The organism is uncultured Gimesia sp. (genome assembly GCF_937910335.1).
GTDB lineage: Bacteria > Planctomycetota > Planctomycetia > Planctomycetales > Planctomycetaceae > Gimesia.
In genome coordinates, this window is record NZ_CALEMX010000518.1 from 1 (window position 1) to 1,864 (window position 1,864).

Annotated in this window: 2 protein-coding genes; both read left to right on the forward strand. The window is 48.7% G+C overall.

Features of this window, described 5'->3' with window-relative positions; translation table 11 throughout:
* The coding region (locus Q0668_RS21235; RefSeq protein ID WP_298868318.1) for a DUF1553 domain-containing protein at nucleotides 1–323 on the forward strand (323 nt) is incomplete at its 5' end.
* A 9-nt stretch (nucleotides 324–332) separates the two neighbouring features.
* Entirely contained in the window at nucleotides 333–1,799 is a 1,467-nt protein-coding gene (locus Q0668_RS21240) for a DUF1501 domain-containing protein (RefSeq protein WP_298868320.1), read from the forward strand.
* The last annotated feature ends 65 nt before the right edge of the window (nucleotides 1,800–1,864 follow it).

The window sequence follows — 1,864 nt, forward strand, 5'->3', positions numbered from 1 at the left end:
GTTACCGACGCAATCAAAGTGTTGTACCACAACAGGCATTGGCGCTTGCCAATAGTAAGGTCTCATTACAGATGGCCCGCAAAATCACAGAAGGAATTCGCACAAAACATCCTCAACTGAACGATCAGGAATTTATTCAGCGAGCTTATGAAAAAATACTGTGTGTGAAGCCCACTCCACAGGAATCCGCGCTCTGCCTGCAAGCCTTAGCCAAAACACAGACTGTATTGAAAACGAAGAAAAACCAGCAGCCGATCTGGCGATCGCGTGAGAACCTGGTTCATGCTTTACTCAACCATAACGATTTCATCACGATTCGATGAAGGTGCGTCATGCATAGACAAAATCCATTTGAAAACGCCGCAGAAAATCTTCCACGCCGTAATTTTCTCACGAGCCTCAGCTCGGGGCTTGCCGGAATTTCACTGGCTTCTCTGCTACAGGATGAGCAAAAGTCACAGGCTGCAACAGGACATCGCCCTCCGGACGGAAAAACACATTTTCCACCCAAAGCAAAAAGTGTGATCTGGATGTTCATGCGCGGTGGCGTCAGTCATATGGAAAGCTTCGACCCCAAGCCGATGTTGACCAAATATGCGGGGAAATCCATCAACGAAACTCCCTGGAAAAGTGTGCAAGAGTCTGAAAAACTGAAACGAGTTCGTGTGGTCGTCGTCAACGATGCCAACGGACAACAGCGAAACAAGGTTTATCCGCTTCAGGTTGGTTACAAAAAATATGGTGAGAGTGGTATCGAAGTCAGTGACTGGTTTCCTCATATTGGTGGTTGCGTCGATGATATTTCGATTGTTCGTTCCATGTGGACCACAGATGACAATCATGGGGCGCAAGTGCAATTCCATTCCGGACGTCATATGCTGGATGGGCGCGTGCCTACCATCGGTGCCTGGATTAACTACGGCCTGGGGACATTGAACGAAAATCTTCCGCAATTCATCAACATGGGGCCACGCTATTTTGATGTAAGAGACGGACACTATCTGGGCCCTGCCTATGATTCCGTTCCCCTCAAGGTCGATCCGAAAAATCCGCTTCCCTACGCAAAGCCGGAACTGGATCTTTCAAACGAAGAACAAAAAATCGAGTTTTCACTCATCAACCAGCTCAATCAACTCAGTTCAAAAAAATACCCCAATGACAGCACGCTTCAAGCGCGAATTAAATCTTACGAACTGGCATTTCGCATGCAATCGGCTGTGCCTGAAGTGATTCGGTTCGATCAGGAAACAAAAGAGACTCAGAATCTTTATGGTCTGAATAATCCCGCGACGAAACCATTTGGAATGCAATTACTGGCCGCGCGCCGATTTGTAGAGAAGGGCGTGCGTTTCATTCAAATTATGCACGGCGCTGGTGCAGCGGGCGCCTGGGATTCGCATTCCAATTTGAAGACCAGTCACTCGAAACTGGCGATGCAGGTGGATCAACCAGCGGCTGGACTCTTGAAAGATTTGAAACGACGGGGACTGCTCGAAGATACCATTGTCGTGTTTGCTACCGAATTCGGTCGAACTCCCGGGTCACAGGGCAGCAATGGCCGCGACCACCATCCGTATGGTTTTTCAATCTGGATGGCTGGTGGAGGTATTAAAGGAGGTCTGGCACACGGGACGACGGATGAACTTGGTTTCCATGCTGAAGAACATCCTCATTATGTGACCGACGTCCATGCGACTCTCATGAAACAATTAGGGATCCACGCACAACGACTGGAAGTTCCCGGGCATAAACGACTGGAAATGGATTTTGGCCACTCTATCGACGAAATCATCGCATAACCTCTATAATGGGACATTGGCCGCAGCCATGACGCGAAAAGGGCGGTTTGGTTGGGTCAAGATAT